The organism is Brevibacterium limosum, assembly GCF_011617705.1.
Lineage (GTDB): Bacteria > Actinomycetota > Actinomycetes > Actinomycetales > Brevibacteriaceae > Brevibacterium > Brevibacterium limosum.
Map to the genome: position 1 here is coordinate 3,804,290 of NZ_CP050154.1, position 13,694 is coordinate 3,817,983.

A 13,694-nucleotide genomic window follows, 5' to 3' on the forward strand; every position below is an offset into this window, starting at 1 on the left:
GCAATCTTGGCACCGTTCGGGGTGAAGGAGAAGGATGACGACCGTCTTGGAGTGGCCGGGCAAGGCCGCCGCCTTCGCCCTCGGTCGCCGCCTGGCCGCGGAATCCGGAACCGGGCCCTGCCTCGGTGCGGGTGAACGGGAGCCCATGCGCCGCCTCGGGGACGGTGTCTCCGAACGGGAGGGTCGCCTCGGTGGGGGTCGTCCGCACCTGCGGGATGCCGACGGCTCCTCTCATGTTCCCGATCCGCGCGAGAATCTGCTCATCGTCGGGGACAATCTGCCCGCGCTGACGGCGCTGCTGGCCACGCATCGCCGACGGGTCAAGGTCGTCTACATCGACCCGCCGTACAACACGGGCAATGCTCATACGTACAAGGACCACGGGCACGATCACGCCAGCTGGCTGTCGTTCATGACGCCGCGGCTGCTGCTGGCGCGTGAGCTCATGCGCGACGACGGGGTGCTGTTCCTCCATCTCGATGACAAGGAGAGCGCGTGGGCGCAGCTGCTCGGGCACGAGATCTTCGGTGAGGACAACTCGCTGGGCACGCTCATCCATCAGCGGGCGAAGGGCGGGGGCAATGCGCGCTCGTTCGTGCGCGGACACGATTATGTGCACGTGTGGGCCCGCGATGCGAGCCGGGCCGGGCCGTTCCTCACGGAGAAGAAGTCACCGGCGAAGCTCGAGGTCATCGATGGGCGCCGCATGCTCGTGGAGACCGACGTGCTGCGTGCCGGATTCGGTCGGTATGCGCGCGGGTCGGAGCGGCGCCTGATGTATGAGGACATCTTCGCGGTCAAGGGCGAGACGAAACTCGCCGAGGTGGACGCGAAGCTCGCGACCGGCGAGTACATCCTGCGGCCCTGGGGCTCGGAGGGCAAGCACGCGGTGGTGCGGGTGACGCCGGCGGAGAAGGCGAGCTCGAAGATGTACTCGATCGTCAAGGCTCTCGGCGGGCAGAACGACCTCGAGCCGCTGGGGCTGGCCGGGGTGTTCAGCTATCCGAAGCCGGTCGAGCTGGTCAAGGCGCTCGTGGCCTCGCAGACATTCTTCGATCCCGATGCCATCGTGCTCGATTTCTTCGCGGGGTCCGGGACCACGGCGCAGGCCGTGATGGCCGCGAACGAACGGGACCAGGGGTCGCGGTCGTTCGTCCTCGTGCAGACTCCGGAGCCGCTGCGGTCGAAGACGGCCCGGGACGTGGTGGCTGCGAGCGATGGAGTCGGTGCGGGCGGCATCGGTGTCGACGTTTCCGAGGCCGGCGGTTCGGAAGCCGGTGGCTCGGAAGCCGGCGCGCCAGACTCAAATGCCGGTGGCGGGTTCCCGACGATCAGCGAGCTCACCGCCGAACGCATCCGCCGCGCCGCCGACATCCACTCCCCCGGCCTGGCGTTCACGCAGCTCGAGGTCACTGAGCTCGGTCGCACCGAGTAGAGCTGCGCGAGCTCCTCGAGCCGCCGTGGAGCCGCCCGACCTGGAGAATCGACGCCCTTGGAGAGATTCCCTCCGTTCAGCCGCACTCGTTGCGGCCGCGCACGTTGCGGCCGCGCTCGTTGCGGCCGCGCACGTTGCGTGGATTGTCTGGTCGATCCGGGGCGGTCTCACGCGGCAGAACGCCGTGGATCGACCAGACAATCGCTTCCGACTGGGCTTCGCCTCACCCCGCCCGTCTAGCGCGGGGTCAGTGAGTGGCCAGCGGTGCGAGTTCCGCCTCGAGGATCTCCTTCGCCGAGGCGGCGCCGCGCTCATCGAGCATGACCTCCTGAGCCAGCCCCTTGCCCAAGGCGATCATCCGCATCGCCCACGTGCGAGCAGCATCGCCGCCGCTTGAATCGTCAGAACCGGCTTCAGTGCCGACGGCTGCCCGATACAGCCGGATTCCGAGCGTGAGAGTCGCACGGTCGCTGGCGCGGATGATCTCGGCGATCTGCTCGTCCATCACCGCCCTGGCGACGTACGTGTACCACACGGACGCACCAATGCGCATGGCCTCACCTGCGGGAACGAACGCGAAACAGAACTCACGGAGCGCGCTCAGCGCACGCACGGAACCGGGGCCGGATGACGCATCGACGTCCTCCGGATCGGCCACCTCGGCGCCTTGGACGAGCTGTCGGCAGCCCTCGAGGATGAGCTCACTGCGCGAGGGGAAGTAATGCTGTACGCGGCCGACGGAGATTCCGGCCGCCTCGGCGACCGAACGGAATGACACTCCATCGATCCCTTTGAGGTAGATGACCTGCCACAGGGTATGAACGATCTCGGTGCGGCGCTGGGCATGGTCGACGATCTTCGGCATCCTCCCACTTTACAATACGATCAACTTGAATCATTATTGCAGTATGAGTGTATTGCCATCGAAAAATGAAGGCATATCGGTGCGCGGGCTGACGAAGAGCTACGGCGACCATCGAATCGTGGACGATCTCAGCTTCGATGTCGCATCAGGCCAGGTGACGGGGTTCCTCGGTCCCAACGGCGCAGGAAAATCAACGACGCTGCAGATGATCCTCGGCCTCGCCTCGCCGGACTCCGGCACCGCGACCATCCACGGCCGCCGTCTGCCCGAACACGCAGAACCTGGACGCATCGTCGGAGCGTTCCTCGGCGTCGAACATATGCTGCCGGGGCTCACCGTGCGGGGGCACCTCGACTGGATCGCCACTGCGACGGGAACTGAGCCCGCCCGGATCGACGAGATGCTCGAACTCGTCGACCTCAACCATGCATGCTCCCGCCGCATCTCCCAACTGTCATTGGGCATGCGGCAGCGGCTGGGGATCGCCGCCGCACTGCTCACCGACCCCGAAGTGCTGATCCTCGACGAACCGCTCAACGGACTCGATCCTGCCGGAATCTCCTGGCTGAGGTCTCTGCTCACCCATTTTGCGAGCACGGGCAGGACGGTTCTGCTGTCGAGCCACCTGCTCCGGGAGATGGAGCTAGTCGCCCATCACGTCATCATCATCCGCGACGGCCTCCTCATCGCCGACCGCTCCCTCGACGCACTGCGGCGGGAGTCCTCGATACGGGTGCGCGTTCAGGGCGCGAACCTCGCACCGCTGCTCGAACATCTGCGGGCAGATGGCATCTCGGCCGAGCCCGATGACTGGGGCACTCATGCCACGGTCTCCGGGCGCGAACCCGGCGAGATCTTCCGACTCTGTGTCCGCCTCGGAGTGGAACTCACGGGGCTCGCCGCCGAGGAATGCGGCCTCGAAGACACTTTCCTCGGCCTCACCGACGCCACCGACGATCGGCACAGACACACTCCTCGACACCCGAGACAGGGAGCGACGGCATGACCACGACTCCACCGACCGCATCGATCTCCACAACCGGACCGTCCTCGCCGATCATCGCTCGGCCACGATGGACAAGGGCCGAATGGGCGAAGTTCCGTGACCTGCGACGGCCGCGGCAGCTGCTCATCGTCACGCTCATGCTGGGCGTGGTCTCGGCCGTCCTGCTCGTGCTCACCATCCCCGCCACCCGCGGTACCCCATTGTCGGAGACCAGCACCGAGGATGTTCTCTCGGCCAGCGTCCTCGGCGTGGATGCCGCCGCGGCCGTTCTCGTCGTCCTCGCGGCCTGGTTCGCCGGGGTCGAATTCCGCACCGGCGCAATCACCGATGCCCTGCTGCGCGCCCGCGGCCGATCGAGCATGGTCACGGCGAAGGCCCTCGTCATCGCCGCAGCAGCAGCCGGCACCGCGATCGTCACGGCCGTGGCGGTCACGATCGCCGGCAGTCTCCTTGCGAGGACTGCCGCCGGTGCGGACTGGACCGAGGTCCTCGCCGCAGTCGGCAGCCTCGATCATCTGCGGCTGGTGTTCGGCAGCACGCTCCTTCCCGTGGTCTGTTCGATCCTCGCAGTCTTCGGTGCGATCGTCTTCCGTTCGGTCACCGGCGGGGTGCTCACTCCGCTGGCCCTGCTGGCCGGTTCCATGCTCGCCGGCTGGCTGCCGGAAGGTATCGCTTCCATGCTTCGACCGTCCCTGCCCTTGGGTGGTGTGCACAATATCAGCGGGGTCGCCGAGGCGGGAGGAACCGAATACATCGGTGCCCTCCCGGCTCTCGTGGTCCTCGTCGCGTGGGTGGCCGGTGGAGCGCTGCTCGCGGCGTGGCGTCTGCGCCGACAGGATTTCTGAGACAGGTTCTGAGACTCCGAGTGCGAACAGTCGGACTTCTGAGACAGCACTCGGCTCGGCGTCGTAGGGTCGAGGTGACTCAGCTGCACAATCCGAAAAGGAGCAACCATGTCCGTCGTCGCCATCAACACCCTCACCGTCCCCGAACCGGCCCGCGCCGAACTTGAGAAGCGCTTCGCCGAGCGCAAGCACTCCGTCGACGGCGCCCCCGGGTTCGAAGGATTCCAGCTGCTCCGCCCCGTCGCCGGCGGCGACCAGTACTTCGTCTACACGCAGTGGGCGACTCATGAGGACTTCGAGAACTGGCGCGCCAACCGCTCCTCGGCGCACGAGACCAGCGGCAAGAAGCCCGTGTCCGAGCAGGCGAATCTCCTCGAATTCGAGGTCGTCGACCTCGGCGAGTGAGGGCAGCACCCGCGGATCGGGCGCACCCGAACCTGGGCTGCCTCGGCGAGAGGACGTCGAGAACTCAACGGCCCGCCTCGGCGAGGCAATACCCATACCCAGGGACGTCGACCTACGGGCCGGCGTCCTTGTCCGTTCCACTCAACTCCTGGACTTTTCTGAACTCCTCGACTTCTCTGGACTCCTCGACTTCACCGGCCACGAAGATCTCATCGTCGGCGCACAGCGTCACGTCGCGGTCGGCGATGTCCCGGTGCGAGCGATCTCGGCGCGTGAAGGCGCACCTCGGAGATGCGGCACCATCGCAACGGTTCGCCCCTGCACGCAGACAACTCATCGGTAACGATCAGAATCCTGCTACTCTGCTTTATCGGAACTGCCGTGCGTTTTCGGAACTGCCGTGATTCGGCTTGTGCCCGCGGCACAGCCCTGCATCTGTTCGTCCATCCACAGAGAAGTGTCGAGGAAACTCATGAGTCAACCTGAAACACAGACGGTCACCGACGATCGGGGGCACGGCTTCGTCCGGGCCCTCGGCACGGTCGACGCACTCTTCATCGGCTTCGGTGCCATGATCGGCTTCGGCTGGGTCGTGCTCACCGGAGAATGGCTCAACGGTGCGGGCACACTCGGTGCCATCATCGCCTTCGCCGTCGGCGGTATCATCATGTGCTTCGTCGGCACCGTGTATTCGGAGATGGTCGCGGCGATGCCGCACGCCGGCGGTGAGCACAACTACCTCATCAGGGCGATGGGCCCGCGGGTGTCCCTGTTCGGCTCGTGGGCGATCACCGGCGGCTACATCAGCGTCGTGATGTTCGAGGCCGTATCGGTGCCGAAGACCGCCGTCTACCTGTTCCCGAACCTCGAGCAGATCAAGCTCTGGAATATCGCCGGCTTCGACGTCTACCTCACCTGGGCTCTCGTCGGTACGATCACTGCGATCATCATCGCCCTCGTCAACATCCGCGGCGTCAAGGTCGCCTCCCTGGTCCAGACATTCGTCGTGTGGTTCCTCATCATCGTCGGTCTCATGCTGCTCACCGGCGGGTTCGTCGGCGGCAGCCTCGAGAACACCGAACCGCTGTTCACCGGCGGTGGCGCCGGGTTCATCGGCGTCATGGCGGTCGTGCCGTTCCTCTTCGTCGGCTTCGACGTCATCCCGCAGTCCGCCGAGGAGGTCAAGCTGCCACCGGCGAAGATCGGCAAGCTCGTCGTACTCTCGGTCGTCATGGCCATCGTCTTCTACATCATCATCATCGGCACCACCTCGATGGCGATGCCCGCCGATCAGCTGGGCACTCATGATCTCGTCACCGCAGACGCACTGTCGATCATGTTCGACTCGGACATCTGGGGCAAGATCGTCATCGCCGGCGGACTCGCAGGCATCATCACGTCATGGAATGCCTTCCTCATGGGCTCGTCCCGTCTCATGTGGGCGATGGCCGCGGCCGGCATGATTCCGAAGTGGTTCGGCAAGCTCCACCCGAAGTACCGCACCCCGTCGAATGCCATCATCTTCATCGGCATACTCTCGGCGATCGCTCCCTTCTTCGGCACTGCGGCGCTCGGCTGGATCGTCGACGCCGGCTCGCCTGCCATCGTCATCGCCTACTTCCTCGTCAGCGTCGGCTTCCTCGTCCTGCGCAAGCGCGAACCGAACATGGAGCGCCCGCTGCGCATCGGCGGGGATCGCAATGGAGGGGTGGTCATCGGCGTGATTTCGGCTGTGCTCACGCTCATCCTCTTCATCCTCTACATCCCGATCACCCCGGTCTCTGCACAGCTGGCGTGGCAATCGTGGGTCGGATTCGCCGTCTGGCTGCTCGTCGGCATCTGGTTCATGTTCCGCCTGCCCACCGGCATCAAGGCCGGGCCGAACGCCGAGAGCGAACTGCTCGCGAAGGTCAAGGCACTCCGCGGGAAGTGATCGCGCCGCCGCGCCGCACGGTTGGCCCGCTTGTTCGCCGAGGCGGCCCGCCCACCGAGACGGGGCACCCCATTTCGTCTCGCCGCCGCGCCGCACGCTCACGCATCCCTCGCCGTCAGTCGCACTCCTCGCCGTCAGTCGCACCCCGCACCGTTGCGAGCGCCCCTCACACTTAGCGGCTCATCACCCCTTTGCCACAGGGTGATGAGCCGCTAACGGTGAGGGGTGTTTTGCTACCTGTAGGAGAAGCCGCTCGGGGTGGGGGATACCTGCGTTCCCGACGGGAGGATTTGGCGCTGTCGGTGCGTGGTGCCGACGCTCTGCGGAGACAATTGCGACCGGGCATCCAAGCGGCCGCGCCTACAAGCGGCCGGACTTCCCAGCGTGCCGGGCATGCGAACGCGGCCGCCGGCTCGAAGCAACGGCGACCGCGCTCGGTCTCGGGGCGGGAGCGGTCTCAGACGGCGGCGTCGAGGCCGCGCATCTTCAGACGCTCACGCTGGTTGGGGTTCACACTCGGGCGGAACGGCATCTCGACCACCTCGGCGCGGACCGGGACTCCGGGGGTATCTGCGAACGGCTCAGGCAGGTGCACCCAGTATTCGGTGCCGATCTCAGTTGCCGACACCGGCACGTGCGCCATGGCGATATTCGCTTCGAGTTCCGGCGAATACCACGGCGAGGTCACGTATCCGACCGCCTCGCCATCAGGAGCGGCGGAGACGAGCCAGAAATCCGGGGCGTAGTCCGTGATCGGTCTGCCGCCGACCAGCAGACCCACCAGCTGCGTGCGATACGGCGGGGTTCCGGCTTCGATCAGCCCGCGCACCTCTTCGAGCCTGGCCTTGCCGATATAGTCGGCCTCCTTCTTCCGCGGCACCTGGTAGGACAGGTTGACCTGGAACGGGAGTGTCTCGAAGTCCATGTCCTGGCCCCACGAGAGGATGCCGGCGGCGATCCTGCGGTGATGGCTGGGGGCGACGACCTTGAGGTTGTACGGCTCGCCGGCGGCCAGGACGGCGTTCCACATGTCCTCGGCGTACTTCGTCGCATCCTTGAGATAGATCTCGTAGCCCTTCTCACCGGTGAATCCGGTCTGGGAGATGATGACATCGCGACCGCCGACCTGGGCCTCCATGAGTCCGAAGCTCGGCAGTGTGCGTCCCTCCTCTCCGACGAGGTCGGCGATGACGTCGACGGACTTCGGCCCCTGGACCTGCACGGGAGCGACATCGATCTCGCCGATCGTGACGTCGAACCTGCCGCCGACATTGACTCCCTGCAGCCAGAGCATGAGGTCGGTGTCGGAGAGGCTGAACCAGAACTCGTCGATGCCGACCCGCAGCAGGATCGGATCGTTGAGGATGCCGCCCGCCTCGTTGCACAGGATGACGTAGCGGGCACGCATGACCGGGATCTTCGTCGCGTCACGGGTGATGACGAAGTTGACGAATGCCTCGGCGTCGGGCCCCTTGACCTGGATCTGCCGCTCGACGGCGACGTTCCAGAGGGTGACGTCGTTGACGAGGGGCTGGTACTCGGCCATCATCCCGCCCTCGTCGCGGGGAATGTAGCCGCGCGGGTGATACATGCGGTTGTAGATCGACGCCCGCCAGCACCCCTGCTGCATGGACAGCTCCCAATAGGGCGACTTGCGGACACGCGTGTCGATGAGCATTTCCACCGGGGTAGGGCCGGATTGACGAAGGTTGATCGGGACTTCTCTGTCGCTTTGATCCACTGACGGGACATTGTTGTCCATGGTGTTCCCCCTGCTCGCACAGTTTTATATTATGGAACTTGATTCCCATATCATGGGTATAATGAGTGTAGGATCGGACACACCAGGACGCAAGGGACTCGAACTCCGAGTTTCATGAATCGACCCCACAAGGGAGACGAGGATGTCACAGGCAACGCTGCGCACGCTCCTGACCACCGCCCGCTACGAGGTTCTGCCCACGGCCGGAATCGTCGAACGCATCGAGGAGTACGTGGCGCCCGGCCGCGAGATCACGGTGACCGCGTCGACGGGGCTGACCCTGGAGGCGACCCTGTCCACGGCCGAGCAGCTCCAAGCCTTGGGCTTCCGCGCCGTGCCCCATCTCGCGGCACGGATGATCCACGGCAGACCCGAGCTCACGGAGATCGTCGATCGCCTCGCCGAGGCGGCCGTGGACCGGATCTTCGTCCCCGCCGGCGACGCCACTCCCCCTGCCGGCGGTTATGTGGGTGCGCACGACCTCCTCGTCGATCTCTCGAGCATGGCCGCACCGTTCCGACACATCGGCGTCAGCGCCTACCCGGAATCGCACCCGCTCATCCCCGACGACGTGACGATCCAGTCCATGTGGGACAAACGCGACTACGCCACACACCTGGTCTCGAACCTGTGTTTCGATCCCTCCGTCATCGCGTCTTGGGTGCCCAGGGTGCGCGCACGCGGCGTCGAACTCCCGCTCGTCCTCGGCATCGCAGGCAAGGTGGAGCTGACGAAGCTCGCCCGAGTGGCGACGAAGATCGGGGTGGGCGAGTCCACGCGGTTCCTGCGCAAGAACACAACGACGTTCACGCGGATGGCCAAGCCCGGCGGCTACAACCCGCGGAAGTTCCTCGACAAGATCGGCCCGGTCCTCGATGATCCGAGCATGGGCGTCGCCGGTCTGCACATCTATACGTTCAACCAGATCAAGGACACCGAGGTGTGGCGCCGCAGACAGCTCGCAGCGCTCGGCGGCGCCGAAGAGGTCTCGACAGCGTGGTGAGCAGCCACCGCACTCAAAAATAGGTCGCAATCGGATATTTTCAACGCCGGGAAGTATCCGTTAGTGACCTATTTTCGGCTCGCTTACCGGTGGGTGACCTTGCGTTTGAGGGTGCGCGAGAGCAGGCCCGCTTCATCGACCAGCAGCGCACCGAGGCGGTCATGGTGTTCGGCGATCCGCATCGTCGGTCCGGAGATTCCCACGGCCGCGACGACGTCACCGTCGATGCCGAACACCGGTGCGGCCAGAGCGTCGAGGCCGATCTCGAACTCTTCGTGCACGATGGCGTATCCGCGTTCGCGCACCGTGGCGAGGTCGTCGGTGAGTTCCCTGCGTGAGCCCAAGGTCTTCTCGGTGCGACGCTCGAGCCGACCGGTCGGCAACGGGATGACGTCATAGGCGAACATGACTTTGCCGAGAGCCGAGCAGTGCGGCGGAACCTCGACATCGGCCCAGTTCGTGGCGCCGAGGACGAAGGTCGAGTCGACCTGAGCGACCTGCACGACGCCCTTGGGCCCCGGCATGGCGAGGTTGACCGTCTCGCCGGTCTCCTCGCTCAGACGCTGCAGGGTCGGGTCGGCCGCGGAGACGAGATTCTCCACTCGGTCGAAGCGGGAGGCATAGGTCGCGAACAGCGATCCGCCGCGGTAGAGGCCGTCGCCGTCGCGTTCGACCAGACCGTTGCGCTCGAGAGCGGAGAGCAGGCGCGAGACCGTCGACCGAGCCAAGGCAGTCTCTTCGACCACCTCGGTGTAGGAGATCGGGGCGTCGGATCTGACGACCAACGACAGTATCTCTGCCGCCCGGTCGATCGACTGGGTCCCATTGCTCATCGTGCTCAGCTCCGTCGGGGAAAGGGGGCCGGCGGAATCGAGGTCCACCGACCGCACTCACCCTACCCCACGCCCTCAGCCTCTGGTCGGGTTGCGCGTCGTGAGTTACAGTTTCGAAATGAGCAACAGCGAAGCGGGCTCGGGCGGCGTCCAATCCGTGGATCGGGCTGTGACGATCCTTGAGATCATCGCCCGCACGGGGCTGGCCGGGATCACCGAGATCGCCGGTGAGCTCGGGGTGCACAAATCGACGGCTTCGCGCATCGTCTCCACTCTCGAAGCTCGCGGCCTCGTCGAACAGGACCAGCATCGCGGCAGGTACCGGCTCGGCCTGGCCATCCTCCGCCTGGCCGGAGCGACCACGGCACGTCTCGACATCGTCCAGGAGGCCCGACCGATCGCCAAGATGCTCGCCGAGGCGACTGGTGAGACCATCAACGTCGCCGTCCTCTCCGACGGCGCCGCCCTCTACCTCGACCAGGCGGCGTCGACCGCCTCGGTGCAGAGCCACAACTGGGTCGGTCAGCGCATCCCGCTGCATGCGACCTCCAACGGCAAGGTCCTGCTCTCCGGCCTGAGTGAGGCGAGCATCCGTGAGACTCTGGGCACGAAGCTGCCCCGATACACCCCGCACACCGTGACCTCGATTCCGCAGCTGCTGACCCAGATCGCCGAGGTGGCCGCCACCGGATTCTCGCTCGTCATCGATGAGCTCGAGGTCGGGCTCACCGCTGTGTCCGCTCCCGTGCTCAACGCCCACGGAGACGTCATCGCCTCGATCTCGGCCTCGGGACCGAGCTTCCGCTTCACCGCGGACAAGGTCGCCTCGGCGAGGGGCCTGCTCATTCAGGCGGCCGCCGACATCTCCGCCCGCCTCGGTTGGCGCGAACACTGAACAGCGTCGATTTCCCCGAGCGCTGAGCCAGCTCGGCCGGCGCGACCGCTGACCCCGCGGGTACGGCGCGGAAGAACCTCTTGACACACCCGCCTCGGCGGAGGACGATCATCGTACGCAGTTCCACATAGCGCGCAACGTTGCTTAATTCGCAACAATGCCGGTGAAGGCGATGATGCCTTCAGAGAGGAGCCGCTCATGGCTTCCGTCCCCGCCCAGGCCAGCGTCGTCGTTGTCGGAGCCGGCATCGTCGGCAACAGCCTCGTCCATCACCTCGCCGAGCTCGGCTGGACCGACATCGTCCAGGTCGACAAGGGTCCGCTGCCGAATCCGGGCGGCTCGACCGGGCATGCCTCGAACTTCATCTTCCCCGTCGACCACTCGCGTGAGATCACCGACCTCACCTTCGACAGCATGCGCCAGTACAAAGAACTCGGCGTCTTCACCGAATCCGGCGGCTACGAGGTCGCCCGCACCGAAGAACGTATGGAAGAGCTGCGACGGCGAATGGCCTCGGCGCGCGCGTGGGGCATCGACTCCTCACTCGTCACCCCCGCCGAGGTCGCAGAGAAGGTGCCGTTCCTCGATCCCGAGGTCATCCTCGGCGCGCTCTGGACCCCGACCGTCGGAGTCGTCGATTCGGTGCGGGCGGGCACGATGATGCGCGAATCCGCCGAGGCGAAGGGTGCGCTCATGGTCTCCCCCAACACCGAGGTGACCGGCATCGACGTCGATCGCGGGCAGGTCGTGCGCGTGCACACGACGAAAGGTGAGATCGCGACGAACCGGATCCTCATCGCCTGCGGAGTCTGGTCCCCGCGCATCGCCGCCATGGCCGGTGCCGCGATCCCCCTGACCCCGGCCGTGCACCAGATGATCAGCGTCGGGCCCGTCCCGCAGCTGGCCGAACGGCCCGGTGAGATCTCGTTCCCGATCGTGCGCGATATGGACACCTTCTGCTACGAACGTCAGCACGGATCGGACATGGAGATCGGCTCCTATGCGCACCGGCCGATCCTCCACGACCCGGATGAGATCCCCTCGATCGAGGCCGCGAAGCTCTCCCCCACGGAGATGCCGTTCACGGACGAGGACTTCGACCCGCAGCTCGAACAGGCCGTCGAACTCATGCCCGAAGTGCTGTCGAACCCGGACGTCGAGATCCGCTACGCCATCAACGGCCTGCTCTCGCTGACCCCGGACGGCCCGCCCATCCTCGGCGAATCACCGCAGGTCACGGGCCTGTGGTCGGCGGCGGCAGTATGGGTGAAGGAAGGGCCGGGAGTCGGTCGTGCCGTGGCCGAATGGATGACGAACGGGCTGCCCGAGATCGACGTCCAGGGCGCGGACATCGCCCGCTTCCACTCCCATCAGCGCACCCGCACCCACGTCAAGGCGCGCACCTCAGAAGCTTTCAACAAGACCTACGGCATCGTCCACCCGGCCGAGCAGTGGAACTCCGATCGCAACGTCCGCCGCTCACCGATGTGGCAGCGTGAGTCCGAGCTCGGGGCCGTGTTCTTCGAAGCCGGCGGGTGGGAGCGCCCGCAGTGGTTTGAGTCGAATGCCGGTCTGCTCGAGGAGTTCGGTGACGCCGTCATGGACCGCAGCGCCGAATGGGACTCCCGCTGGTGGTCCCCGATCATCAACGCCGAACACCTCGCCATGCGACAGCGCGCCGGACTCGTCGATCTCTCCAGCTTCGTCATCTTCGACGTCTTCGGGCCCGCCGCCCTCGACGCGGTCCAGCGTATCGCCCTGGCGCAGATGGATGTGGCCGTCGGTCGCGTCGTCTACACTCCGATCCTCGATGAGGGCGGAGGGTTCCGTTCGGACCTGACGATCATGCGTCTGGCCCACGATAGGTTCCGTGTCGTCACGGGCGCCGCCCACGGCATGGTCGACGTCAAATGGTTCGCCGACCGACTGCCCGATACGGGCGCGCAGATCGCCGACCTCACGAGCTCGTGGACGACGATCGGTCTGTGGGGACCGCGAGCCCGCGACATCCTCGGCGGTCTCACCAGTGCCGATGTCTCCCATGAGGGGTTCAAGTTCGGCACAGCCCGCACGATCGAAATCGGTTCGCTCGAGGTTCTCGCCTCTCGGATCTCCTATGTCGGCGACCTCGGATGGGAGCTCTACGTGCCGATGGAATCCGGGCTGCGACTCTGGGATGCGCTCTACGAGGCCGGGCAGGAGCACGGCCTGATCCCCGTCGGCCTCGGCGTCTACAGCACCACAGGGCGGATCGAAAAGGGCTACCGGGCCTTCGGAGCGGAGCTCGATTCCGAACGCAGCGTCGTCGAGACCGGCATGAGCCGACCGAAGGTGAAGGCCCAGGACTTCATCGGCAAGGCCGCTCACCTGCGCCACCGGGAGGAAGAGCCGAAGACGGTGCTGTGCTCGCTCACGGTCGATGACCACACGAGTTCCAGCGGTGAGGCACGGTACATGCTCGGCGGGGAACCCATCGTGGCTGCGAACGGTGAACCGCTGACCGACGGGCGCGGGCGCCATGCTTATGTCACCTCGGCGGGGTCGGCTCCGAGCCTCGGCAAGCATGTGCTCATGGCGTTCCTCCCACCCGCCGAGGCTGTGCTCGGCAATCGATTGCAGGTCGTGTACATGGAGGAGTTCTTTTCCGTCACGGTGGCGTCGATCGATTCGACACCACTGTTCGATCCCGACAACGAGTGCATCAGGAGATGA

The 13,694-nt window shown here is 65.8% G+C and carries 11 protein-coding genes; 8 read left to right on the plus strand and 3 right to left on the minus strand.

All coding sequences use genetic code 11. The annotated features are described in order from the left end of the window. Nucleotides 1-34: 34 nt before the first annotated feature. Complete coding sequence (locus tag GUY37_RS17035) at nucleotides 35-1,435, plus strand: site-specific DNA-methyltransferase (protein WP_166828113.1); 1,401 nt, start codon at nucleotides 35-37, stop codon at nucleotides 1,433-1,435. Nucleotides 1,436-1,682: 247 nt separating this feature from the next. Here GUY37_RS17035 and GUY37_RS17040 read toward each other — a convergent pair whose 3' ends face one another. Next, nucleotides 1,683-2,300, minus strand: coding sequence for a TetR/AcrR family transcriptional regulator (locus GUY37_RS17040; protein ID WP_166828116.1), 618 nt, complete (start codon nucleotides 2,298-2,300; stop codon nucleotides 1,683-1,685). Nucleotides 2,301-2,418: 118 nt separating this feature from the next. On the opposite strand from GUY37_RS17040, the gene GUY37_RS17045 reads away from it, so the two are divergent. The 4 genes from GUY37_RS17045 to GUY37_RS17060 all read left to right on the plus strand — a co-directional run bounded on the left by GUY37_RS17045 (nucleotide 2,419) and on the right by GUY37_RS17060 (nucleotide 6,489). Continuing rightward, entirely contained in the window at nucleotides 2,419-3,306 is an 888-nt protein-coding gene (locus tag GUY37_RS17045) for an ABC transporter ATP-binding protein (protein WP_228278234.1), read from the plus strand. Beyond that, a complete protein-coding gene (locus GUY37_RS17050) occupies nucleotides 3,303-4,151 on the plus strand; it encodes a hypothetical protein (protein ID WP_166828122.1) in 849 nt (282 codons plus the stop codon). The genes GUY37_RS17045 and GUY37_RS17050 overlap by 4 nt, the downstream gene beginning before the upstream one ends. Nucleotides 4,152-4,259: 108 nt before the next feature. Further along, on the plus strand, nucleotides 4,260-4,556 hold the full coding sequence (locus GUY37_RS17055) for an antibiotic biosynthesis monooxygenase family protein (protein ID WP_152345812.1): 297 nt from the start codon (nucleotides 4,260-4,262) through the stop codon (nucleotides 4,554-4,556). Nucleotides 4,557-5,028: 472 nt separating this feature from the next. Continuing rightward, nucleotides 5,029-6,489, plus strand: a complete 1,461-nt coding sequence (locus GUY37_RS17060) for an APC family permease (RefSeq protein ID WP_166828125.1) — start codon at nucleotides 5,029-5,031, stop codon at nucleotides 6,487-6,489. A gap of 457 nt (nucleotides 6,490-6,946) precedes the next feature. On the opposite strand, the gene GUY37_RS17065 is transcribed toward GUY37_RS17060, so the two are convergent. Further along, on the minus strand, nucleotides 6,947-8,167 hold the full coding sequence (locus GUY37_RS17065; RefSeq protein WP_208094710.1) for a glycine cleavage T C-terminal barrel domain-containing protein: 1,221 nt from the start codon (nucleotides 8,165-8,167) through the stop codon (nucleotides 6,947-6,949). A 226-nt stretch (nucleotides 8,168-8,393) separates the two neighbouring features. Here GUY37_RS17065 and GUY37_RS17070 point away from each other — a divergent pair, with 226 nt between their 5' ends. Next, on the plus strand, nucleotides 8,394-9,254 hold the full coding sequence (locus tag GUY37_RS17070) for a methylenetetrahydrofolate reductase (protein ID WP_152345815.1): 861 nt from the start codon (nucleotides 8,394-8,396) through the stop codon (nucleotides 9,252-9,254). An 83-nt stretch (nucleotides 9,255-9,337) separates the two neighbouring features. Here GUY37_RS17070 and GUY37_RS17075 read toward each other — a convergent pair whose 3' ends face one another. Further along, on the minus strand, nucleotides 9,338-10,087 hold the full coding sequence (locus GUY37_RS17075) for an IclR family transcriptional regulator (RefSeq protein WP_152345816.1): 750 nt from the start codon (nucleotides 10,085-10,087) through the stop codon (nucleotides 9,338-9,340). 118 nt (nucleotides 10,088-10,205) lie between these two features. Between GUY37_RS17075 and GUY37_RS17080 the strand changes: the two genes are divergently transcribed. Continuing rightward, on the plus strand, nucleotides 10,206-10,982 hold the full coding sequence (locus tag GUY37_RS17080) for an IclR family transcriptional regulator (protein ID WP_166828127.1): 777 nt from the start codon (nucleotides 10,206-10,208) through the stop codon (nucleotides 10,980-10,982). Nucleotides 10,983-11,180: 198 nt separating this feature from the next. Next, on the plus strand, nucleotides 11,181-13,694 hold the full coding sequence (locus GUY37_RS17085; RefSeq protein ID WP_166828130.1) for a GcvT family protein: 2,514 nt from the start codon (nucleotides 11,181-11,183) through the stop codon (nucleotides 13,692-13,694).